This is a genomic window from Arthrobacter alpinus (assembly GCF_001294625.1).
Classification (GTDB): Bacteria; Actinomycetota; Actinomycetes; order Actinomycetales; family Micrococcaceae; genus Specibacter; species Specibacter alpinus_A.
In genome coordinates, this window is the sequence record NZ_CP012677.1 from 3043395 (window position 1) to 3064415 (window position 21021).

22 protein-coding genes and 1 pseudogene are annotated in these 21021 nt (G+C 63.5%); 9 read left to right on the forward strand and 14 right to left on the reverse strand.

Annotated features, from left to right (window positions below):
- The first annotated feature begins 79 nt into the window (after nt 1–79).
- Nucleotides 80–829, forward strand: coding sequence for a M50 family metallopeptidase (locus AOC05_RS13825; RefSeq protein ID WP_062007726.1), 750 nt, complete (start codon nt 80–82; stop codon nt 827–829).
- Here AOC05_RS13825 and AOC05_RS13830 read toward each other — a convergent pair.
- Nucleotides 826–1560: an NUDIX hydrolase gene (locus AOC05_RS13830; RefSeq protein ID WP_062007727.1), complete on the reverse strand. Its 735-nt coding sequence runs from the start codon at nt 1558–1560 to the stop codon at nt 826–828. The two genes, AOC05_RS13825 and AOC05_RS13830, sit on opposite strands and share 4 nt — an antisense overlap.
- Nucleotides 1561–1667: 107 nt before the next feature.
- On the opposite strand from AOC05_RS13830, the gene AOC05_RS13835 reads away from it, so the two are divergent.
- Nucleotides 1668–2681, forward strand: coding sequence for an SPFH domain-containing protein (locus AOC05_RS13835; RefSeq protein WP_062007728.1), 1014 nt, complete (start codon nt 1668–1670; stop codon nt 2679–2681).
- A gap of 9 nt (nt 2682–2690) precedes the next feature.
- The gene (locus tag AOC05_RS13840) at nt 2691–3581 is read left to right on the forward strand and encodes a hypothetical protein (RefSeq protein WP_062007729.1); all 891 of its coding nucleotides are present in this window, start codon (nt 2691–2693) and stop codon (nt 3579–3581) included.
- Between the two features lie 27 nt (nt 3582–3608).
- Here the strand turns inward: AOC05_RS13840 and AOC05_RS13845 are convergent, their stop codons facing one another.
- The 6 genes from AOC05_RS13845 to AOC05_RS13870 all read right to left on the reverse strand — a co-directional run bounded on the left by AOC05_RS13845 (nt 3609) and on the right by AOC05_RS13870 (nt 9710).
- Nucleotides 3609–4166, reverse strand: coding sequence for a dihydrofolate reductase family protein (locus tag AOC05_RS13845; protein WP_062007730.1), 558 nt, complete (start codon nt 4164–4166; stop codon nt 3609–3611).
- A 67-nt stretch (nt 4167–4233) separates the two neighbouring features.
- A complete protein-coding gene (gene secA2 / locus AOC05_RS13850) occupies nt 4234–6606 on the reverse strand; it encodes an accessory Sec system translocase SecA2 (RefSeq protein ID WP_062007731.1) in 2373 nt (790 codons plus the stop codon).
- Nucleotides 6607–7147: 541 nt separating this feature from the next.
- Nucleotides 7148–7537, reverse strand: coding sequence for a hypothetical protein (locus tag AOC05_RS13855; protein WP_062007732.1), 390 nt, complete (start codon nt 7535–7537; stop codon nt 7148–7150).
- An 11-nt stretch (nt 7538–7548) separates the two neighbouring features.
- On the reverse strand, nt 7549–8232 hold the full coding sequence (locus tag AOC05_RS13860; RefSeq protein WP_062007733.1) for a hypothetical protein: 684 nt from the start codon (nt 8230–8232) through the stop codon (nt 7549–7551).
- 183 nt (nt 8233–8415) lie between these two features.
- Nucleotides 8416–9099, reverse strand: coding sequence for a tyrosine-protein phosphatase (locus AOC05_RS13865; protein ID WP_062007734.1), 684 nt, complete (start codon nt 9097–9099; stop codon nt 8416–8418).
- 2 nt (nt 9100–9101) lie between these two features.
- Nucleotides 9102–9710 (reverse strand): GNAT family N-acetyltransferase, encoded by a 609-nt coding sequence (locus tag AOC05_RS13870; protein WP_062007735.1) that lies wholly within the window; start codon nt 9708–9710, stop codon nt 9102–9104.
- 185 nt (nt 9711–9895) lie between these two features.
- On the opposite strand from AOC05_RS13870, the pseudogene AOC05_RS20590 reads away from it, so the two are divergent.
- The 4 genes and pseudogenes from AOC05_RS20590 to AOC05_RS13885 form a co-directional block, all read left to right on the forward strand.
- Nucleotides 9896–9997: pseudogene (locus tag AOC05_RS20590) on the forward strand (VOC family protein); the annotation flags it as partial.
- 210 nt (nt 9998–10207) lie between these two features.
- The gene (locus AOC05_RS13875; RefSeq protein ID WP_062007736.1) at nt 10208–11101 is read left to right on the forward strand and encodes a 1,4-dihydroxy-2-naphthoyl-CoA synthase; all 894 of its coding nucleotides are present in this window, start codon (nt 10208–10210) and stop codon (nt 11099–11101) included.
- A gap of 12 nt (nt 11102–11113) precedes the next feature.
- A complete protein-coding gene (locus tag AOC05_RS13880; RefSeq protein ID WP_062007737.1) occupies nt 11114–12262 on the forward strand; it encodes an AMP-binding protein in 1149 nt (382 codons plus the stop codon).
- Nucleotides 12263–12351: 89 nt separating this feature from the next.
- On the forward strand, nt 12352–13230 hold the full coding sequence (locus AOC05_RS13885; RefSeq protein WP_062007738.1) for a 1,4-dihydroxy-2-naphthoate polyprenyltransferase: 879 nt from the start codon (nt 12352–12354) through the stop codon (nt 13228–13230).
- Between the two features lie 21 nt (nt 13231–13251).
- Here AOC05_RS13885 and AOC05_RS13890 read toward each other — a convergent pair whose 3' ends face one another.
- The gene (locus AOC05_RS13890) at nt 13252–13893 is read right to left on the reverse strand and encodes a TIGR03085 family metal-binding protein (RefSeq protein ID WP_062007739.1); all 642 of its coding nucleotides are present in this window, start codon (nt 13891–13893) and stop codon (nt 13252–13254) included.
- A gap of 71 nt (nt 13894–13964) precedes the next feature.
- Nucleotides 13965–14285 (reverse strand): DUF4229 domain-containing protein, encoded by a 321-nt coding sequence (locus tag AOC05_RS13895; protein WP_062007740.1) that lies wholly within the window; start codon nt 14283–14285, stop codon nt 13965–13967.
- 73 nt (nt 14286–14358) lie between these two features.
- Between AOC05_RS13895 and AOC05_RS13900 the strand changes: the two genes are divergently transcribed.
- Together AOC05_RS13900 and AOC05_RS13905 are read left to right on the forward strand one after the other, a co-directional pair.
- On the forward strand, nt 14359–14811 hold the full coding sequence (locus AOC05_RS13900; RefSeq protein ID WP_082357988.1) for a PLD nuclease N-terminal domain-containing protein: 453 nt from the start codon (nt 14359–14361) through the stop codon (nt 14809–14811).
- 614 nt (nt 14812–15425) lie between these two features.
- Complete coding sequence (locus AOC05_RS13905) at nt 15426–15896, forward strand: hypothetical protein (protein ID WP_062007741.1); 471 nt, start codon at nt 15426–15428, stop codon at nt 15894–15896.
- Between the two features lie 103 nt (nt 15897–15999).
- Here the strand turns inward: AOC05_RS13905 and ccsB are convergent, their stop codons facing one another.
- The 5 genes from ccsB to AOC05_RS13930 all read right to left on the reverse strand — a co-directional run bounded on the left by ccsB (nt 16000) and on the right by AOC05_RS13930 (nt 20968).
- Nucleotides 16000–17082, reverse strand: a complete 1083-nt coding sequence (ccsB, locus tag AOC05_RS13910; RefSeq protein ID WP_062007742.1) for a c-type cytochrome biogenesis protein CcsB — start codon at nt 17080–17082, stop codon at nt 16000–16002.
- Complete coding sequence (gene resB, locus AOC05_RS13915; RefSeq protein ID WP_082358200.1) at nt 17082–18719, reverse strand: cytochrome c biogenesis protein ResB; 1638 nt, start codon at nt 18717–18719, stop codon at nt 17082–17084. The genes ccsB and resB overlap by 1 nt, the downstream gene beginning before the upstream one ends.
- 90 nt (nt 18720–18809) lie before the next feature.
- The gene (locus AOC05_RS13920; RefSeq protein ID WP_062007744.1) at nt 18810–19565 is read right to left on the reverse strand and encodes a cytochrome c biogenesis CcdA family protein; all 756 of its coding nucleotides are present in this window, start codon (nt 19563–19565) and stop codon (nt 18810–18812) included.
- A gap of 15 nt (nt 19566–19580) precedes the next feature.
- Entirely contained in the window at nt 19581–20168 is a 588-nt protein-coding gene (locus AOC05_RS13925; protein WP_082357989.1) for a TlpA family protein disulfide reductase, read from the reverse strand.
- Between the two features lie 137 nt (nt 20169–20305).
- A complete protein-coding gene (locus AOC05_RS13930) occupies nt 20306–20968 on the reverse strand; it encodes a histidine phosphatase family protein (protein WP_062009805.1) in 663 nt (220 codons plus the stop codon).
- Nucleotides 20969–21021: the final 53 nt, after the last annotated feature.

Below are 21021 nucleotides of genomic sequence, written 5' to 3' on the forward strand. Positions count from 1 at the left end.
CCTGCGCAAGGGATTTTACGACGGGCGAAGCACTGTGGCGACGGGAACCCTCAGCCTTTTCGCATAGGCTTCCGTGGTGATGACTGATCAACCCCTTAACGCCGTGACCACGTGGTGGCAGGCCGTGCTTGCCGGCTTTGTCCACACCGATTCCCCCGATGTGCCGCCCTTGGTGTTGTTGGGCATCCTGGCCGCGGCCGTTGCCCTGAGCATTCCGCGGGCTACCTGGCGCTGGTTCGGCCTGTACGTGACATTCGTGCATGAGCTCGGCCACGCCTTCGCGGCACTGATGACGGGCCGTTTCATCCACGGCCTGAAGATCGGGCTGGATCATTCCGGCCAGCTGGTCAGCAGCGGCCGCCGCGGCTTCAGTGCCACCTGGTCCGGTTTTTGGGGCTACCCGGCGCCGGCCGTGGTGGGCCTGGCGTTGGTCTGGTCGGTCTCGGCGGGCTGGGCGGGGGCCGCCGCGTCCGTCGGTGCCCTCATCTTGCTGGTGGCCTTGATCTTTCTGCGCAACTTCACCGGGATCCTGGTGGCAGTGGCCAGCGCCGCCGTGGCCCAGGCCCTGGTGATGTTTGCCGACCCACGCACCGTCAGCTATGCGGTGCTGGCCCTGGGCATTGCCCTCGGCGTGGGCTCCGTACGCGATTTTTTCAAGGTGGCCACCGTTCACACCAGCCGCCGCGAGCATCTTGCCAGCTCCGACGCTTTCATCCTGGCACGCTCCACGGGGGTACCGTCGTGGGTGTGGCTGAGCGGTTTTGCCGTGGTCATCGGCACTTCCGCGGCCTTTTCGGCCTGGCTTTTGTGGGGCATGCTGGCACGTTAGACGCGCGGGCGCATCAGTGGCGGGTTCAGGACTGCCCGGCTTGGCCGGCCCGCCAACGGCCGTGCCGCGTCGGCGAGCCGGAACAACGCGGCGGGTCGGCCGGCGTCGCCCGCTGTCATCCGCCCGGTGTCCTCGAGAAAGCCCGGTGTGCCGGTGGCCTTTCGGTGGAAGTTCCGCGGATCCAGGCGCGTTCCCCAGACAGCCTCGTACACGGCCCGGAGTTGGGCGATGGTGAACTCCTCGCCGCAGAAGGCCGCTCCGAGCGGGGAGTATTCAAGCTTTGACTTGGCCCGCTCCAGGGCATCGCCGAGGATCCGTTCGTGGTCGAAGGCAAGCCGCACCTCGCCCGAGAGGATCCGGCTGACCGGATACCAGGCAGCCTGCTCGGCATCGCTGCCCGCGGACAGGACAGGGAAGTTCGGCGCGAGCAGGAGATGGGCCACCGTGAGCACGTCCCCGCGGGGATCCCTCCCCTGCGGCCCATAGCTCCCGAGCTGTTCGAGGTGCCCCGGGACATGTTCGACGCCGGTTTCCTCCACCAGCTCCCGGCCCGCCGCCGTCACCAGGTCCTCCCCCGCCAGCACGAAACCACCCGGCAGTGCCAGGCCCCCCCGGAAGGGTTCGATGAGGCGGGTGATGAGCAGGACGTGCAGGGCGCCGTCGATCACGGTGAGGCCGACGACGTCGACCGTCACGGGAAAGCGCGCTGGCACCGGGTGAGACTCTGACATGCTCCCATTCTAGGGACTTATCGTCACATTGACAATAAATGGAGATTCAGTTTATTGTTTAGTTATCGTCAACTTGACGTCAACAATGAGCGGCTAAGGAGAATCAAATGACCAGCATCAAGCGATATCCCTGGATGAACCACTTTCTGGGCAGCCCCACAGGATATGTGGTGCACCTGCAGCGCGGCACCGTCAAGCACCAGGGTGTCGGCCAGGCCTTTTGGTACCGGCCCGTGAACTCGGTGCTCAGCGAGGTTCCCGTGGATGACCAGGAACTGCCCACACTCTTCCACGCCAGCACCCTGGATTTCCAGGACGTGAGCGTCCAGGCCAACGTCACGTACCGCTTCATCGATCCCGTCTCCGTTTCCAGCCGGCTCGACTTCGGCCTGAAACCGGCCGGCTCCGCACCGGCGGCAGGAAAGGAACAGGTCGCCACTATCATCGGGCAGCTGTGCCAGAGCCACGCGATCGACCTGATCGCCACCACCACCCTGGCCGAGGCGCTCTCCCACGGAGTCAGCCGACTCCGCATCGTCCTCACCGAGTCGCTGCGGGCGGACACACGGCTGAAATCCACGGGCATCGAGATCCTCGGGGTTCAGGTACTGGCCGTGCAGCCGGAATCGGACGTTGAACGCGCCCTGCAAACACCGGTCCGCGAACAACTCCAGGCCGAAGCCGACCGGGCCGTCTACGAACGCCGGGCACTCGCCGTCGAACGTGAACGGACCATTTCGGAAAATGAAATGGCAAGCCAGATCGAACTGGCCACCCGGCGAGAACAACTTGTGGGCCAAGAAGGTGCCAATGCGCGGCGAACGGCTACGGAAAGGGCTGCCGCGGAACTCATCAACGCACAGGCAACGGCCGAGCGCCAGGGCATCAGCGCCATCGCAGAGGCGAGCCAGATCCGCTTGGTGGGTGAAGCCGCAGCGGCCCGCGAGAGCGCCACCATGGAGGTCTACCGCGGAATGGATCAAGCCACCTTGCTGACACTGGCCCTGAAGGAGGCCGCCGGCTCGCTGCCCAACATCGGCAACCTCACCATCACCCCCGATCTTCTCAGCGGGGCACTGGCGGGACTGTTCCGCGAAACTCCCGCCAACGCCGGGGAATAGGATTTCACCATGAGCACCCCCCGCCTTGTCATCGTCCACCGGCGCACCGAACTCCAGGAGTTGCTGGAGCGGCACGCCACCCGTGGTCAGGCAGAGTTCTTTCTCCGCACCCGGGGCCGGCGTATCGACGATTTGCAAGAGCACCACGATTGCCTCGGTGCCGCGTTGGCCACGGTGCGGGCCGCGGTTCCGGCGCATTGGCGGCGTGCCGAGGTGGAGCGGGCGGATCTAAGCCGCTTCCTACTCACGCCGGAGGACATCATCGCAGTGGTGGGCCAGGACGGGCTCGTGGCCAACGTCGCAAAATACCTCAACGGCCACCTGGTTGTGGGGATTGACCCGGAGCCCGGGGCGAATCCAGGTGTCCTGGTGCGGCACACGTCCGCGGCTGTGGCTAGGCTTCTCCAAGGCCTTGGCACGGCTGGACAGGAAGCGTGCCTGGAGCTCACCACTGTGACGGCACGGCTCGATGACGGGCAGGAAATTTCCGGCCTCAACGAGGTCTTCATCGGCCATGCGTCGCACCAATCCGCCAGGTACCAGCTCACAACGCCCCGCGGCGAGACCGAGCGGCACTCCTCCTCGGGGCTCATCGTCTCCACCGGCACGGGAGCCACCGGCTGGTGTGCCTCGATCGCGGCGGAGCGCGGAGGACGCGCCCTGCCGGCACCGACGGAGTCACGGCTCGCCTGGTTCGTCCGCGAAGCCTGGCCCTCCCCCATCACCGGCGCATCCCTGACCGAGGGCGTGCTGAAGATGGGCGAAACCTTGCGCATCACGGTTGCCTCCGACCAACTCGTGGTGTTCGGGGATGGCATGGAAACTGACCGCCTCACAGCATCCTGGGGCCAGGAAATCACAGTGCGCCTCGGGACGCGGCCGCTACGCCTAGCTGTTTAGGAGTCCGGCTGTGTAGCGGTTTAGCCGTCAGGTCACCTTGTAGTGCAGATGCACGACGCCGTTGCCGAACTTACGTTCATTGAGCAATTCCAGCGTGGTACGGACATCCGCGGGCAGCGCCGGCGCCCCTCCGCCGATGATGACGGGGGAAATGAACAGGTGAATTTCATCAACCAGGCCGGCCTGCAACGCCTGTCCGGCCAAATTTGCGCCCCCAACGGTAAGGTCGCTTGCGCTGGCCTCCTTCAAAGAACGGACCGCCCCGGGATTGAAACTGCGCTCTATCCGGGTCCTTTCAGTGGTGGGCCCGGCAAGCGTTGAGGAGTAGACGACCTTGTCCGTGGCAGCCCAGATTTCCGCGAAATCATGCACGTATCCCGGCGAGTCCCCCCATCCGGTGATGTCTTCCCACACCGCCATCACCTCATACATGCGCCGGCCGTACAGACCCGTCCCGACAGGACGCACCACGTCATTGATGTACCTGTGCACTTCCTCCGTCGGCTCGGTCCAGTCAAAACGTCCCCTCTCATCAGCCACATAGCCATCCAGTGAGGTGTTCGCAATGTAGATCAAGACTCCCATGAGTCCTCAGCTCCTTTGCTGTTGCTGTCCCTGCCCAGTATTCGCCCCTGGCCCCCGTCGCAGAAGGCTATCTGCCCATCTTTTTCAACAACCACTTCACCACTTGGTCGCTCTGGCTGCCGAAGGGATCCTCGGTGGCCACATAGGTCCACGTCGAAGAGGGGCGGATCAGCGCAGACGTTTGAAGGTCGACGCCTTCGGCCGTGACGGTCAAGCCTTCCAGGGTCGCCCGTGCACTTTCAGCAACGCGTTCCAGGAAACCTTCGAAGGCGTTGATGGTTTCGCGGCGGAACTCATCGAGCGGGTTTTGCCGTCCGAGCGCCCGCAGGTGGATGGCTGCGCGTTGCTCGGCGAGCAGTGCCAGGTGGTCGCTCCAGTGCGCGTCAAGTTCAAATAACATGACGTGGCGGCACACCCCCACGGTCCCGGCTTCGCCCACGGCGTTGCGCAGTTCCGCCATCTTGGCAGCGGAATTGGCCGCCGAACTGTCCAGATAGGGCGCCGTCGCGGCGGCATCCTCGCCCAGGACCTTGTCCCTTTCAGCCAAGACCACCTTGCGCTGGTAGGCGATGAGTTCGTTGTACTTCCAGGAGTTGGATTGCAGTGTGAAGCGTTCTTCCTCCGCCATGCGCTGGGCCCGGTCCAGCAACGGCGAGACACCCGCACGGGCGAGCAACCCGGCGTCGTCCGTGTCAGCGGCGACAGACTCCCCCAACTCCAGGCCCAGAGCTTGCTGCCCCTCGGCGGCGGGGTCCTCCATACTGGCGAAGATGACGGCGGCGCCGGGATCTCCCTGCCGCCCCGCCCGCCCCTTGAGTTGGGCGTCGAGCCGGGGCGAAGGGAAACGGCCGACGACGATGACCAGCAGCCCGCCGAGCGCGGCAACTTCGCTGTGCTGGGCACCCGTGGCCCCCGTTCCGCCGAGGAGAATGTCGGTGCCACGGCCTGCCATCTGGGTGGAGACAGTGACGGCATTCTTCCGCCCTGCTTGGGCAATGATGTCGGCTTCGAGTGCGTCATTGCGGGCGTTGAGCACCTGGGATTGCACGTTCCTTGCAGCCAGCCGGGCGGCAAATTTCTCGGACGTGGCAACGTCGTGGGTGCCCAACAAGACGGGCCGGCCGGTGGCATGCGCCTGCGTCACGGCGTCCAGGACGGCATCGTCGCGCTGTGCCCGGGTCGCGTAGATCTGCTCGGGCAAATCTTGGCGGATGGAGGGCTTGTTGGCGGGGACCCGGCCAGCGTCCAGGGCATAGTTGTCGCGCAGGTATTCGGCGACGGCGACGGCTGTGCCGCTCATGCCGGTGACGGTGGCGAAGGACTTGATGAGGTCCCGGATGAGAAGTTGGTCAAGGACTTCGCCTTGCTCGGTTTGCCGCAGACCTTCCTTGGTTTCGACGGCGGCTTGCAGGCCGTCCGGCCAGCGCTGCGTCAGGGCCACCCGGCCGCGCGAATCGGAGATGATCTGGGCGCGGCCATCCCGCACGATGTAGTCGATGTCGCGTTGCAGCAGGACATGGGCGTGCAGGGCCACGTTGATGGAGGAAAACAGCGGCGTCCCCTCCGCCGAATATAGTTCTACGCCGGGCCAGCGTTCCTGGGCCCGGTTGATCCCGCTGTCAGTGAGGGAGACGTTGCGGCGGTCCGCCTCAACCGTGTAGTCGATGTCTGGCCGGAGGGTGCGCACAAGGCCGTCAACGTCCACGCTTTGCAATTCCTCCCGTGCCGGGCCGGCCAGGACCAGCGGGACCACTGCCTCATCGACCAGGACGGAGTCGATTTCATCGACTATGCAAGCGTCAAAGGGCTGGAGCACTGCCTGCCCGGGGGCCGTGATGGTGCGGTCCCGGAGCACGTCGAAGCCGAGTTCGTTCACTGAAACGTAGACGACGTCGGCACGGTAGGCGTCCTGCCGGTTTTCGCTTTCGGCGACTCGTTCGCCGGAAGCTGTGACAGCGGCGACGCTGACACCCAGTTGCGCGAAGAACGGCCCCATCCATGCGGCGTCACGCTTGGCCAGGTAGTCGTTGACTGTCAGGACGTGCACGCGCCTGCCGGCGAGCACGTGCGCCGCGGCAACCATGGCACCCACGAGCGTTTTGCCTTCACCTGTGTCCATTTCCACGACGGTCCCGCGCAGCATGTTGGCGGTTGCCAGCAGCTGGGTGCCGAAGGGTGTCATGGCGAGTGTGTTGCTAGCCGCCAGGGATGCCGCGAATAGGTACTCCACCAGTTCCGGGTCCGTCCATTCCCGGCCTTCCGCGCCAGCCCGAAGCCGGCTGATGACAGCCACGGTTTCCGCCACTCCCACGGACTGCTCCGCGGTTTTCACCGCCGCGACCCGCTCCATTGCCTGGCTGACCACAGCATCCAGCGTTCCCGTGTCGGTGACCCCCGGGGTGTTGAACAGCCAGTTCTTGAATTTGGTGGGCAGGCGCAAGGTCCCTCGAGTCGTAGCAGTTGGTCAAGCGGGTAGTGCCTCCACGGTACGCATGGCTTGGCGGGGAACACAATGGATCCCTTTTACGGCGAAAAGTTTTCCCGGTGGGTGGGCAGCGGGATGGCAGGCAGCCCCATGGACAGCAGCTTCCAGTCAGCCCCAGTTGTGACCGGCCCAGTTTCTCGGCGATCACCGCCAATCCACGGCCTTCGGCATGCAGGGACCGCAATAAGATCTGCTCATCCTTGCTGTAGGGCAACCCGGAGCTTGGGGCCCTCGATTCATCATCGAGCGGGCCCTGTGCCGCGAAGAAGGCACGGAGCAGCCGGATCACGGCGTCCCGGGTTTCAAGGCCCAGGGACTGCGCAATCTCAGCCAGTCCCCCGTCCCCGCCGTAGAGCGCCAGCAGCTCCGCCGTTTCGGCGTGCGTCCATGTCCGTTCCGGGGCTGGCAGTTGCGCCGGGTCGGCGGGCTGCAGCAGCCAATCCCGGGGCGGTACGCAAATGGGCTGCTGCTCGTAGTCCTGTTCTGCGTCCATGGCTCACACCGTGGCAAGACCGGCGTCGAGGGGGCCAGCCGCTAACTTGACCTCCCCGTCGACTTCGGTGATCCGGCCAAAGGCCTTGGCCTGTTCAAATCCCTGGGCAAGGTGGGTCTTTGTCAACTTACTCATTCGACTCCTGCCAAAGCGGGCCAAGATCATCCGGCCCAAGGCGTCCGCGGTCATACCGCCCTTCCTGGTCACGATGTCCACGGCTGCATTGGCCAGTTCAACGGGGCTGATTTGATCGAGCTTGCGGTCGTTTTCCGAGCAGCTGCGGTAGAGCAGCCACCGTTCGCGGTCCACATTTTGGCGCCAGAGGAAGTTGTCGGAATCGACCACCACGAGGGATTTCTTGACCTGGTACGTGATCTTCTTGACCCGCTCCACCTGAACCCTGTTCAGGCCATAGGCGTAGCCGACCAGTTTGGCCAGGCGCTCAACCTGGATGGGCGCCTGGCATCCACAATGTCCTCAATGACTGCCCGAGCCCGCTCCTTGGCAGCCTTGGTTCGCATGGTGTCCAGCACCTCGGAATCGCCCATGAGGGTGACCTCCCATGGGTCCCAGATTGCCTCGTGACCCAAGGGGCGGATTCCGGCCAGGCCAAGTGCACGCGGCACGGATTCCGCGTTGGGCTCCTCGGAAAAGTCGTCGATGGCGACAGCCCCGGGCCCGGCCATCCCCTCGCATGTCGTCATATACTCAACCGCCAGCTCAGGCCTCGCTTCCGGCGAAACGTCAGTTTCGGCGTCGTCCGCTGTCAGTTCCTCGACCAAAGCAGAATGGAGTTGGTCCACCTCGGCTGCGCGGGCGGGGTTACCAATGTGGGCCATGACGATGCGGACGGTGTCGATGAAATGGGCGGCCTCAAAGTGGCTGAACTCGTCGTTGTGCGCCCACCGTTTGCGGTTGATGCGCAGGATGCCGCCGCAGGAGCTCATGGTGCGGTTGGGGTCGCCGGAATCGAAGGGGTAGCCGAGGTTACCGAGCCGCTCGGTGACCATCCGTAGCTGCAGGGCGACGTCGTTCCGGGAGTAGACGTTACCGATCTTGCCCTTAAGAGCGTCGAGTTCGCGCAACACCTCCGGCCAGTCAAGTTAACCGAGAACGGGCTGCATGACCGCCTCAATGTGTTTGTCCAGCCCGGCACCAAGGATGGTGATGGCACTGCCTGCGACGTCATTCGGTTTCATTTCAAACTCCCCCTGATCGAATTCTTACCTGGTGATCATCACTCTAGAAGGAGGGTCTGACATTGCAGGCTGTCAGCGCAGCCGCGCCACCACCGCAGCGATCTCCGCGGCGCTGACCCCGTTGGCGAGCAGGAACGTGCGTACGTCGAGCCCGCCGATGAAACCGGCAACCGCCCGCCCACGATCCGCCACGACCTCGGCCATCGCAGCCGCGTCAAGATACCTCTCATAGGGGTGTTTGACCGGGGCCACCAGGTGCCATTCGTTGATGCCGCGGGTGGCCAGCTCGTCTTCCTGGCGCACCCGATCCGTCTCGTCGAGCAGCGCCAGCAGCAGCGAGGCAATGAGCCCGGTCCTGTCCCGCCCCGCCGAACAGTGGATCACCGCCGCCCCACGCGCCACGGCCAGTTCCTTGATGACAGCCACGATCTTCTCCGGGAACAGCCGCAGGATGTCCGCATAGTGGTTGGGGTGGTTCAAATACGGCTGGCACAGGGCTTGGTATTCGGCGTTGTCGGGGTCCTCCGTGGGGAGATTGACGACGTCGAACCCCGCCATCGCGGCTTCACCCACCACCGGGTCGGTGGGCCTGCGCAACCGCTCGCCCGGGTTCCTTAAGTCAATGACTGTCCTGACGCCGTCGTCCCTGACCTGCTGCCAACCACGCTCGGTGAGCCACTCGCTGCGACCCATCCGGTAGATGTCCCCCGCCAGCAGGCGCGCGTTGACAGCGCCTTCCCAGTGAATCCCCGGCATGGTCAGCGGCGCTTGGCCAGGCGCAGGTCCAGGCCGTTGCGGACCATGGGCCATTCGCCGGCCAGGATGGAGAAGACCACTGTGTCCCGCAGCGAACCGTCGGGCATGCGTTTGTGGGAGCGCAGCACGCCGTCCTGCTTGGCGCCCAGCCGGGCGATGGCCTCACGGGATTGCTGGTTCATCCAATGCGTGTGGAAATCCACGGCGGCACAGCCAAGCGTTTCAAAGGCGTGGGCCAGCAGGAGCCGCTTGCTGTCGGGGTTGGTTCCGGTGCCCTGCACGCTGGTGGCGTTCCAGGTGGCACCAATGGCCAGCCGCGGGACGCTCAGGTCGATGGCGTAGTAGCTGGTCAACCCGATGATTCGGCCCGGCGCCCCCGTGGCGGGGTCGTTCAGGCGTGTCGTGAAGGACAGCTCAGTCCCGGCATCCTGGGCGGCCAGCCTGTCCCGGATCGCCATCCCCATCCCTTCCGGGCGCGGCACGGAGGTGTACCAAAGGTTCCACAGTTCACCGTCGGAGGCGGCTTCAACCAGCCCGTCATGGTGATCCATGCTCAAGGGCTCAAGTGTCACGTATTTGCCGTGCAGCGTCACGGGTGCAATTGCCGTCATGAGAAAACCCTAGCCGATGGCGACTTTCCTTCTGCGCACGGTCCGAGGACCGGTCATGCGCCAGTGACCCTGTGGCGCAAGGCGCCCGTGCCCGCGCTGCGCATAAGAAAAGTGCTGGACACCTGCGCTACGGTCCAGCAGACGGTGACCGAGCCGATAGGTGGGCTCAGACCATGGGCTGGCGGGTGGAAGCCCGCGGCGCCACCTCCTTGTGGGAAGCGAGCCAAGGACCCTACGCCTGGGTCACCAGGGCAGATCCCGAAGGCAATGAGTTTTGCATCAGCTAGTCCGTCGCATGACCCGGCCTGCCCAGGCAGCTATGACACCTTTTCATGATAGACAACCGTCGCTTTGAATTTCCTTATGCGCAACGCCAGCTGCCAGCAATGCGTAAAACAAAAACAGCCCGTACCCGGCCCGCTAAGATCGTAAGGGTGACTAGCGTACAGAATCTTCCCGATCAGGTATCCGACATCTTCGACCCCACCAGGTGGCGCATGGTGGAGGGATTCGACTTCGTCGATATGAGCTATCACCGCCAGGTGGAACGGGACTCAGACGGCGCCATCACACGAGACCTGCCCACAGTCCGCATCGCCTTCAACCGCCCCGAGGTGCGCAACGCCTTCCGCCCCGGCACAGTCGATGAGCTGTACCGGGCCATGGACCACGCCCGCATGACCCCGGATGTCGCCACCGTCCTGCTCACCGGCAACGGCCCCTCCTCCAAGGACGGCGGGCATTCCTTCTGCTCCGGCGGCGACCAGCGCATCCGCGGCCGCGACGGCTACAAGTATGCCGAGGGCGAGACCAAGGAAACCATCGACCCCGCCCGCGCCGGCAGGCTGCACATCCTGGAGGTCCAGCGGCTCATGCGGACCATGCCTAAGGTGGTCATCGCCGTCGTCAATGGGTGGGCAGCAGGCGGCGGGCATTCCCTGCACGTCGTGGCGGACCTGACCATCGCCTCCCGCCAGCACGGCAAGTTCAAGCAGACCGATGCCACCGTGGGCTCCTTCGACGCCGGCTACGGCTCGGCGCTGCTGGCCCGCCAGATCGGGCAAAAGAACGCCCGCGCGATCTTCTTTTTGGCTCGTGAATACTCCGCCGAAGACATGGTCCGCCTGGGCGCCGTCAACGAGGCCGTGGACCACGCGGAACTGGAAAACGTGGCCCTGGAATATGCGGCGGACATTGCCCGGCAGTCCCCGCAGGCCATCCGCATGCTCAAGTTTGCTTTCAACATGGCCGACGACGGCCTCGCCGGCCAGCAGGTCTTCGCCGGCGAAGCCACCCGCCTGGCCTACATGACAGACGAAGCCGTCGAGGGCAAGGAAGCGTTCCTGGAAAAGCGCGACCCCGACTGGTCCTCCTTCCCGTACTACTTCTAAGCCGAAGCCACCATGAACATTGAACCCCTGCTCAAGGCACTCTCCGAGGCACTGGCCGGCGAGGGGCCCGCGGTCCAGATCGCCCCCGACGGCAGCTTCACCCTCATCCCCCAGGCCGAGCTGGGACTGCCAGCCGGCAGCGAGGCCGAGATTGCCGCCGTCGTCCTGACCTCCGGGAGCACGGGCACACCCAAGCGGACCATGCTGAGCGTTGACGCCCTGGCCGCCTCCTCCGTCAGCACGGCCATGGCCCTGCGCGGTGAGGGGCAGTGGCTGCTCGCACTGCCCCTGAACTATGTGGCCGGACTGCAGGTTTTGGTGCGCTCACTCTTCGCCGGCACGCGCCCTTGGACCATGGATTTGAGCGGCGGATTCACGGCCGACGCCTTCACCGCCGCCGCGGAGGAGCTGACGGACAAGATGCGCTTCACCTCGCTGGTGCCCACGCAACTCACGCGCCTGCTGGCCAACCCGAGCGCGCAAACACTGACAGCGCTGCGCCGCTTCAACGCGGTTCTCCTTGGCGGCGCCCCGGCCAGCACGGTGCTGCTCGAGGCTGCGCGCGGTGCCGGCATCAACGTCGTCACCACCTACGGCATGAGCGAGACGTGCGGCGGATGCGTGTACGACGGCGTCCCCCTCGACGGCGTGCAGCTCGCCATCCGTGAGGGCCGGATCCTCTTGGGCGGGCCCGTGGTCGCCACCGGCTATGTGGGCGGTTCCCCGGCGGGATCCTTCTTCGAGGAGGAGTCCGACGGCGAGAGGGTGTGTTGGTATGAAACCGGCGACTTGGGTGAGATCGACGGTGCGGGACGGCTCCGCGTGCTGGGCCGTGCCGACGACGTCATCATCTCCGGCGGGCTGAAAGTTTCCGCCGCGTCTGTGGTGGCTGGCCTGCATCAGATCCAGGGTGTCCGCGAGGCTTTCGTGGGGCCCGTTGACTCGGCGGAATGGGGGCAACAGGTAGCGGCGCTGGTAGTGGGTACCGGCACGCCTGAGTCCGTGCGCACCGCCGCGGGCGCCTTCCTGGAGCCGCACATGCTACCCAAAATTGTGGTGTTCGTCTCCGAGCTTCCGGAACTGTCCACCGGAAAACCTGACAGACAAGCCATCCTGGCACTGCTGGCCGACGCAGCGGCGCCACGGAGACCAGCAAACTAGCGCCAACGCGACACAATAGAAGCAGGCACACCTCCCTGCCCGCTGGCAGGGAGCGCCGATTTAGTTCACCTCAGCAAAGGAGTAATGCCGTGGCCACAGTAGGTCAATGGATTGAAGGTGCGCGCCTGCGGACACTTCCGATGGCTATCGCCCCCGTGATCGTCGGCACTGCTGCGGCCTTCGATCTCGGTGCCTTGCACTGGGGCCGAGCCATCTTGGCCGCCTTGGTGTCCTTGTTACTGCAGATTGGGGTGAACTACGCCAACGACTATTCAGACGGTATCCGAGGCACCGACGAGGTTCGGGTAGGGCCCTTGCGCCTGGTGGGCTCCGGTGTGGCCAAACCGCAGCATGTGAAGATGGCCGCGTTTGCCGCCCTCGGATTGGCCATGCTGGCAGGCCTTGCCCTGGTGGTTCTCTCCCAAGCGTGGTGGCTGCTGTTGGTGGGTGCTGGGGCCGTGCTTGCCGCCTGGGGCTACACGGGAGGTAAAAGCCCCTACGGGTACATGGGCTTGGGAGACGTGTTTGTGTTCTTTTTCTTCGGTCCAGTGGCCACACTGGGCACCACTTTCACCCAGGCCGGACAGGTGAGCGCGGCGGCAGTCTTGGGGTCCATCTCAACCGGGCTGATCGCAGTCGCACTTTTGATGGCCAACAATGTCAGGGATATTCCCACCGACAGCGAGGTCGGCAAAAGGACGCTCGCTGTGCGGTTGGGTGATAGAAACGCCAGGCTCAGTTATGTGCTGATGCTGGTGCTCTCGCTGGCCGTCATGATGCTGCAGGTGCCCGCCAAGCCGTGGATTGCGCTGGTGCTGCTGTTGATTCCGTTCATGCTCATGCCCAGCTGGCTGATGCTCAAGGGCAAGAAACGCAAAAACCTGATCCCGGTCCTCAAGCAGACAGGGTTGATCAACCTCGGATTCAGTGTGCTTTTTGCCGCCGCCATGGTGCTGACGGGGCTGTAGCGTTTCCCGGTGCCTGAGGCGTCAGCCCTTGCGTGCGGCCCACTGCGTGTAGGCGGCGACCGGTTCGGCGTTTCCTGTGATCTGGACGTCGGCAGCCTCTCGCCGCCCACTCACGTAAAGTGCCAGCTCGACCGGCTCGCCGGTGATCACCACGGCGCTCTCGCCCTTGCGGACCACCACACCGGCACCGCCGGGCCGGGCAAGGCTGACGCCAACGGGGCTCGAACGGTGGCTCATCCTGGCCATGAGCGACAAGTGCTTGAAGATGGCGTCCAGCTCGGCGGCGGGAAGTACGCGGGCCTCGACGGATCCTGCTCCCCTGCGGGCGTCCTCGTGGTGGATGACGTATTCAAGCAGCTGACCGGCGTCCCCCATCCAGGTCATGGGATTAAGCGGACCGGTGCCGGCGGCGAACCTGGCCAGCAGGGCTTCATAGCCCTCGGGGCTTTGCGCCGTGGCAACCAAGGTGCCCAGATGTTTTTCGTGGCCCGGCTCGGCCTTGCCGGCCAGATCCATGATCTGCAGCCATGGCGTGTGCTCGCGAAGCACCAGGTGGGCCAGCAGCCTGCGCACCGTCCACCCCTCACACAGGGTTGGGGCATCGGGGTCGCTGGCGCGGAACGACTCCACAAGGGCCGCACGCTCCGTTTCCATCCACCGCATGAGCGTTCCTTCCATATTGCCTGACTGGTGGTCTGCGTGGTTCACGGCGGTGCCGCCCGCAGGAGCTGCTCTTATTCGGCGGTGCGGGTTTTCGACGGCCGGTCGGCATCCACCTGGACATCGGGGTGGGAATCGATGAGGGAGTCCTCGGCTTCGGCATCGGCAAGGGCGCCGGTGGACTGCGTGGTGGTGGCGTTGGGTGCCATGCGTTCGGCAATGACGGCCGTTGCGCCGTCGCGCTGCTTGCGCAGGAAGATGAAGCTGACCACGAATGCGCCAAAGGCCGCGATCAGGGCCGCCGCAAGCGGGCTCAGACCAAGCAGATAGTAGGCGCCAAGGAAGAGCGCCAGAAAGAGTACGCCACGGAACAAGGAATATTTAAAAAAGGCCACACTCGTCAGTTTAGTCGGTGAACCTGAACGTCCCCCGCAAACGACGATTAGGCCTTCGGCGGTAGAATGAGGCATGCGTTATATCCCAGTGATCTTCGGTGTTGTCCTTATTATCTATGGGCTCATCGACTGCCTTCGAAGCGAACCGTCGGACGTTCGAAGCATCCCCAAGCCCGCCTGGGTCCTTGTGATTGTGCTCCTGCCGATCATCGGCGTCCTCCTGTGGTTTTTCTTTGGCCGCCCGCAATACGCCACCGCCGGGTCAGCCCCGTCCACACCCGCTGGCCGTGCCGGCGCCGGACTCCGGGGCGCTTCCAACCCCGGCCGTCGCCACCAGGTTGTCGCCCCTGACGACGACCCAGATTTCCTGCGCAACCTCGAAGTAAACCGGGCACAAAAACTTGAGTCGGAGCGTCTGCGCAAACTCAAGGCCGAGATCGAAGCCCGTGAAGCCAAGCTTCGCGAGCAGGAACTCCGCAGCAAGAAGCTCCATGAGGACCATCCCAACGACGAGCCCAAGCACTAACCACCCCTGTCTTCCCGAGCCGGACCCATCGAGTCGAGTGCGCATATAACGCGGGTTCAGGCTCGGGGACGTCGCGTTAGCTGCGCAATGAAAGCTTGGGCCCAGGGGAATCCCGTGTGAACTCTCGTTAGCTGCGCAATGGGTGCTCTTGGCGAGGTTTCCAGCAGCTGAGGCAGGATGCTGCACCGTCTTAGGCCACCGATGGCGCGCGTTATCCACAGATTTTGCAGATGAGCCCCCAAGCGACCCCGCGGCCCCCGCCCATCCGCGCTAATGGATACATGACAAAGGCAGCCCCACTTCCTGAAGGACTGCACCGCCCAATCACTCTGCAACAGGGTATTGAGCAGGGAATTTCGATGAGCCGCGGCCGTGCGTCAGACCTGTGGACCCCCAGCCGGGAGATCAGAGTGCCCAAGGGGGCTGCGTTTGATCTCGTGGAAAGTTGCCGCCCTTACATCGCTTTGTCGCAAGGGGGCGTTGTCAGCCATTTCACTGCCGCCCGAATTCACGGTCTGTATTTGCCGGCTTGGTGTGGGAGTAGTGAACAGCTGCACCTGACCAGGCCAGCCGGGCTGTCGGAGCCGCGGCGAAAAAGGGTATAAGGCCACCGCATGAAACTCATCGGCTCTGACATTGTCCAGGTCCGAGGGGTGATTGACACCTCAATTCAGAGGACTTTGCTGGATCTTTCACCACTGCTGGATCTGGATGATCTGGTGGCAATCGGTGATCAGATCGTCTGTGAACACGACAGGGAATACGCTCCTCCAACACCTGCAATGCTCACCCTGGCGGCATTGGACGCCTACATTGGGTCACAACACCAGCGGCGGGGATTGAAGGTTCTTCGTGAAGCCATGGACCTGGTTCGGGTTGGCGCAGATCCACCGCGGGAAACCCGGCTAAGACTTATCATCGCCCGCTCAACCCTGCCAAATTTTGAGCACGACATCGAAATCCGCAACGCCGTGCGTGTCACCAAGATCGCCCGAATGCTGTCCCGGGGAGGGTGGGCCGATCCTGGCAATCTTGCCGGACGTTCTTTAGGCGGCCTCCTTGGCTGGCGGGGGGACTTTGAGTAAGAGCCCGATGCCAAGCATTCATTGCGCAGATATGGCGACGTCCCGGGTGGGGAAGCCGCCATATCTGCGCAATCAACGTGAGGCCGTGCCAACGGCGGGGGCGTTAGCCGCCCACACCGGCGTAGGAGTGCAGACCGGAGAAGTACACGTTCACGATAGTGAAGTTGAAGATGATGCACAGGTACCCCACGATCGACAGCCAGGCCGCACGCGTCCCGGTCCATCCGCGCGTGGCGCGCGCGTGCAGGTATCCAGCGTAGACAACCCAGATGACAAACGACCAGACTTCCTTGGTGTCCCAACCCCAGAACCGGCCCCAGGCCTTTTCCGCCCAAATCGAACCGAACATGACCGTCAGAGTCCAGCCCACAAAAGCGATTCCATTGATGCGATATGACATGTTTTCAAGGCTCAGGGCGTTCGGTACCAGACGCATCACCAGCGCCTTGTCCGGCTTCCCGGCAGCGATGGCAGCCTCGCGGCGTGTTTGGAACAACTGCAACACCGACATGGCAAATGTCAGTGTGAACAAGGCCGAGGACATCACGGCGATGGAGACGTGGATGACCAACCAGTAGCTCTGTAGCGCCGGCACCAAGTGGCCCACGGGGGTCCAGAACGACACGGACGCGGCCGTGATCATTACCAACACCAAACCAATGACGAAGGTGCCCAGGAAGCGCAGGTCCCGGCGGGTCAGCACCACCAAGAAAACCAGGGCCACGGCGAAGCTGCCGGTGGTGCAGAACTCGTACATGTTGCCCCAAGGCACCCGTCCTGCCGCCAGGCCGCGGAACAGCACCGCCATTCCCTGCACGACGACGGCAACAATGGTTAGTCCTACGGCCACCCTGGCAGCAACCCGCTTTTCCTTGCCGTAGCGCATGGAGTCTCCGGCCGTGACACCGTCGGATCCTTCATGGGTTTTGCTGCTGGGGCGAACACCGCGGTCAAGCGGGCCCGCACCCAGATCCTGCCCAATGGTTGCCGATGAGACGCCGGCCGAGACCAGCTGGCCGGCATTGGCCGCGGAGCCAGTATTTTCCGATACCAACCCGGCCTTCGCTGCCTTGCTGAAGGTAACCAGGTCCCAGGCATAGGCGCAGAAGGCAATAGTGTAGGCCAAGCCGGCCATGAGCATGAATTGCTCGCTGAGCAGGCCAAGGCCCTCATTGATTTGTGGCATTACTGGTCCTTACTTCCCACGGCGGCGCCGGTTCCGGCGTCGGAATTATCTTGCTCTTCGTTTTTGGTGGACGACTCCTGCACTCCATCATCCACCGCTGTGTCCGCCGGCACCAGCCATTTGGCGTGCAGCGCCTTGTTGATGGCAGCAGATTCGGCCGCGAGGCGGTGGTCTTCGCCGCGGGCCAACAGGCCAAACTCGACCATTGTCCGTCCGTCCGGGTGGTTGCCGGTGCGGATCCACACGCGGCGGCGGTTCAGGAACAACGAACCCATTAGGCCGAACAGGGCCAACAGGGCGAACACCAGAACGTAAACCTGGCCCGGGTCGTGACGGATGTCCAGGGCGGCGAACCGCTTGATGCCATCGAAGCTGATGGTGCCATTTCCTTCGGGCAGGGTGTAAGTCTGGTTCGGCACCAGCACAATGCCACCGGCATCGAGGTCGCGCCCGTTGATCTGGGTCAGCGAGGAGGTGTCCAGGGTGTAGACGTTGCGCGGCGTGCCGCTATCCAGCCCCAAATCCCCGGTGTAGGCGTTCAGGCTCAGCTGCGGGTTGAAAGGATCGGGGTCCGAACCATAGGAGACACCCTTGTCGTCGATAAGTGCCGTGGGCAAGAAGAAGCCGACAAATCCGAGCTGTTTGGGCTTAGCGTCCGGGACCTTGATGACCACGAGCGAGGTGTAGGCGCCATCGGTGGGAATGGTGACGACGGGGCCCTGAAAGGCAATGTTGCCCTTGCCATCTTTGACGGTGACAACAGGGGCATAGCCGTTGCCTACCAGGTAGACGTTGGTGCCGCCGATGGCAACGGGGTCGTTGACTTTGAGGGTTTGTTGTTTGGGCTGCGCCCCGGGATTGTCCTTGGTGGTCAGTGTGGCCGTGAAGTCAATCGGCTGGCCGTAGTGGGCCTCGGTTTCCCTGTCGTACTTGACCACCAGTTTGTCCAACTGAAGCGAGTAGGGGCTGAGTCGGTCGTCGCTGAAGTTTGTGCCAGGGGTGAAGGTGTCATAACCAACAGGGTTGTTGACAAACGTTTCCCCCTCCACCAGGACGCGCTGGCCGCTGTAGCCGAAAAGGCCGCTGAGGCCGACGGCGGCGAGCACACCTAGGACGGAGAGGTGAAAGACCAGGTTTCCGGTCTCCTTCAAGAATCCGATCTCGGCTCCGACGGAGGGCCGGTCCGTGTCCAGGTCCCGCACGTGGACACGGTAGCGGCGGGATTTTAGGACGGCAGCAGCATCCGCGACCGCCTGCTGGGCATCGATCCCGCTGCCGGCCGGGATTTCCACCGTGCCGTATTCAGCCAGTCGGGAAAGTCGTTTGGGTGTGCGCGGAGGTGCCGATCGCATGGCCTTCCAGTGGATCTTGGCGCGCGGCAACACACAGCCCACCAAGGAGGTGAACAGCAGCAAATAGATGGCGGCAAACCAGGGCGAGGAGTACACGTCAAAGAGCTTGAACCAGTCCATGATGGGTCCTGAGACGGGGTTGTCCTTCAGGTAGGCGCTCACATTGGAAGCGTTGGAGGAACGCTGCGGGAACAAGGAACCCGGCACCGCTCCGACAGCCAAAAGAAGTAGGAGCAACAATGCAGTGCGCATGCTTGTCAGCTGGCGCCAGGCCCACCTGAGCATGCCCACAAAACCCAGCTTGGGCAGCTGAACTTCATCGCCGGCAGGCTTCTGCTTGGCGGCCCGAGGCTCTTTCACGTCAGTTCTCTTTCATTAGATTGGCAATCTCACTTCATTGGCAAACCAAAACTGCAATTCATTGATCCAGGTGCCCCACACCCCTGTGACCATCAACAAGCCCAAAACAATCAGCATGCCCCCGCCAAACCATTGCAGTCCCCGGCGGTGCGTGCGGAAGAATACCAAGGCACCCAAGCCCCGGCGCACGCCCAGGGCAATGAGCAGGAATGGCAGTCCCAAACCCAAACAATAAACAAACGTCAACAAGGCACCTTTGGCCGCGCTTGACCCGTCGGAAAACGCGAGCGCCTGTACGGCGCCCAGTGTCGGTCCGGTGCACGGCGCCCACCCCAGTCCAAAGGTTACGCCCAGAACGGGTGCTCCCCACAGTCCGGCCGGCGGTTTCGCGTGGATCTTGGCCTCTTGTTGGAACCAATTCATGCCGCCAAGGAAAACCACACCCAAAATGATGACAACAACACCGAGCACCTGTGTCACCCAGGCCGCATCCGGGCCTTTAAGCCATGCGCCCAGCTGGCCAAACACGGCACCGATCAGCATGAAGACAACCGAGAAACCCAGCACAAACAGCCCAATGCCGGCAAACATCCGGCCGCGCCGCTGATTCTCCAAATCCGCACCTGTCAACCCGCTGACGTACCCCAAATAGCCGGGCACCAGTGGCAGGACACAGGGCGAGAGGAAGGAAACCAGACCCGCCAGCAAGGCGACGGGCATGGCCAGCAGCATGGAGCCGCTGAGCACTGTCTCTGCGAACGGATTATTCACGGCTGAGGTGCAGCCCTACTGCTCGGCCAGCGCGGAGGTGATCAAGGCTTTCAAGGTGCCCTTTTCCGCCGTACCAAGAATGCGGGCGCTGACGCGGCCCTGCTTGTCCAGCACCAAGGTGGTGGGCACAGCCTGGGGCGGCACAACCTTCGAAAGCGCCAAGAGCACGCCACCATCCTTGTCGATGATGCTGGGGTACGTCAGCTTAAAATTGCGTTCAAACGCCTCGGCCGTGGCCTTTTCGTCACGCACATTCACGCCGTAAAACTTCACGCCCTGGGCCGAAAATTCGGTGTAAAGGGCTTGCAGGTCGGGAGCTTCAAGCCGGCACGGGGCACAGGCCGCGTACCAAAAGTTCAAAATGGTCACCCCGCCGGGAAAATTCGCCGCATCCACGGTGGCGCCGTCAAAGAGCTTGCCGGTGAAATCCACGGGAGCGGTGCGCACTGCCGCGGCGTATTCGGTCACGGAGCCGTCCCCGGCAATATAGTTTTTGTTGTCCCCCGCATTTGCCTGTTGGGCAAGCGGGTCCTTGGAAGTGCAAGCGGCAAGCGCCAGGGTCAGTGCCGCACCGCTTGCGGCCAGCAATGACCTACGGCTCATGGGGGAAGTCACTCTAGTTGTCTTTCATCGTGCACGAATCCAGTGCTGTGGCACTGTTGATTTGTTCCAGTTTGAATTTCTACATTACGTCGAAAAGGGGCCTGAGGGGTAGCTCAAACTCGATTCCCAGGCTTTTCTCAGGCTCCGGGCGTGGTTGCCGCACCGGGCAAAAGCACTGCCGCGGGTTCGCTATAGGCAACATCGACCACGTCGTCGCCGTCGAACGTCAAGGTGGTCAGCGAGGCTAGGGTGCATTCGCGGTTGCGGGGATCGTGCCACAAGCGCTTGCCCTCGGCGCTGCGCCGGGTGGACCAGATGGGCAGTTGGTGGCTGACCATGATGGCGGCAGCGCCTTCCCCACCGATTTCGAAGGCACGACGGCGGGCATCCCGTGCCGCTTCCATCATGCGTTCGGCCTGGGCCGTGTACGGCTCACCCCAGGACGGGCGGAGGGGGTTCATAAAGTAGCGCCAGTGTTTGGGCTTGAGCAGTTCGGCCTTGCTGACCTGCATGCCCTCGAAGTGGTTCTCGGCCTCTATGATGCGCGGGTCGGTGACAATCTCCAACCCCAGCGCCGCAGCCGTGGGCCTGGCCGTTTCCTGCGCCCGAGTCAGCGGTGAGGCGACAAGGTAGACGGGGGCTCCGGCGTCGGACGCTTGCGCCCTGAAGTGCTCCGCCACCATGTCCGCCATGGCACGGCCACGGTCGGAGAGGTGAAATTCCGGAAGCCGGCCGTACAGGACACCATGGGGGTTAAATACCTCACCATGGCGCAGAAGATGAACAGTGACTCGGGGCATGAGTCCAAGTTTCTCAAAGTTACCTATGAAGACGTTAATCAGGGAACTCCCAG

Bases quoted from the DNA above. Each gene is read 5' to 3' on its own strand.
- AOC05_RS13825 (WP_062007726.1), top strand. From the start codon at position 80: ATGACTGATCAACCCCTTAACGCCGTGACCACGTGGTGGCAGGCCGTG.
- AOC05_RS13830 (WP_062007727.1), bottom strand. From the start codon at position 1,560: ATGTCAGAGTCTCACCCGGTGCCAGCGCGCTTTCCCGTGACGGTCGAC.
- AOC05_RS13835 (WP_062007728.1), top strand. From the start codon at position 1,668: ATGACCAGCATCAAGCGATATCCCTGGATGAACCACTTTCTGGGCAGC.
- AOC05_RS13840 (WP_062007729.1), top strand. From the start codon at position 2,691: ATGAGCACCCCCCGCCTTGTCATCGTCCACCGGCGCACCGAACTCCAG.
- AOC05_RS13845 (WP_062007730.1), bottom strand. From the start codon at position 4,166: ATGGGAGTCTTGATCTACATTGCGAACACCTCACTGGATGGCTATGTG.
- AOC05_RS13865 (WP_062007734.1), bottom strand. From the start codon at position 9,099: ATGCCGGGGATTCACTGGGAAGGCGCTGTCAACGCGCGCCTGCTGGCG.
- AOC05_RS13870 (WP_062007735.1), bottom strand. From the start codon at position 9,710: ATGACGGCAATTGCACCCGTGACGCTGCACGGCAAATACGTGACACTT.
- AOC05_RS13875 (WP_062007736.1), top strand. From the start codon at position 10,208: ATGGTGGAGGGATTCGACTTCGTCGATATGAGCTATCACCGCCAGGTG.
- AOC05_RS13880 (WP_062007737.1), top strand. From the start codon at position 11,114: ATGAACATTGAACCCCTGCTCAAGGCACTCTCCGAGGCACTGGCCGGC.
- AOC05_RS13890 (WP_062007739.1), bottom strand. From the start codon at position 13,893: ATGCGGTGGATGGAAACGGAGCGTGCGGCCCTTGTGGAGTCGTTCCGC.
- AOC05_RS13900 (WP_082357988.1), top strand. From the start codon at position 14,359: ATGCGTTATATCCCAGTGATCTTCGGTGTTGTCCTTATTATCTATGGG.
- AOC05_RS13905 (WP_062007741.1), top strand. From the start codon at position 15,426: ATGAAACTCATCGGCTCTGACATTGTCCAGGTCCGAGGGGTGATTGAC.
- ccsB (WP_062007742.1), bottom strand. From the start codon at position 17,082: ATGCCACAAATCAATGAGGGCCTTGGCCTGCTCAGCGAGCAATTCATG.
- resB (WP_082358200.1), bottom strand. From the start codon at position 18,719: ATGCTCAGGTGGGCCTGGCGCCAGCTGACAAGCATGCGCACTGCATTG.
- AOC05_RS13925 (WP_082357989.1), bottom strand. From the start codon at position 20,168: ATGAGCCGTAGGTCATTGCTGGCCGCAAGCGGTGCGGCACTGACCCTG.
- AOC05_RS13930 (WP_062009805.1), bottom strand. From the start codon at position 20,968: ATGCCCCGAGTCACTGTTCATCTTCTGCGCCATGGTGAGGTATTTAAC.